1 protein-coding gene is annotated in these 288 nt (G+C 54.2%); it reads left to right on the top strand.

The window, feature by feature from the left end:
* Positions 1-288: aminotransferase class III-fold pyridoxal phosphate-dependent enzyme (locus Q4563_RS19125; protein WP_303605638.1), on the top strand; the 288-nt coding region annotated here is incomplete at both ends.

The raw sequence follows: 288 nt of genomic DNA, 5'->3' as shown, positions 1-288 counted from the left end.
GCAGAACATACCATCACACTGGACTACAACAATCTCGACAGCGTGCGTGAGTGCTTCTCCCGTATGGGTGATCAGATCGCTTGTGTCATTATCGAACCCGTCGCAGGCAACATGAACTGCATCCCACCGGCCAAATCCTTTTTGCAAGGGCTGCGAGAGCTGTGTGATGTGCACGGTATCGTGCTGATCTTTGACGAAGTCATGAGTGGTTTCCGGGTCGCCCTTGGCGGCGCACAAGCCTATTACGACATCGTTCCGGACATGACCTGCCTGGGTAAAGTGATCGGC

Source organism: Gilvimarinus sp. 1_MG-2023 (genome assembly GCF_030548285.1).
This window is presented reverse-complemented; position numbering and strand designations above follow the sequence as displayed.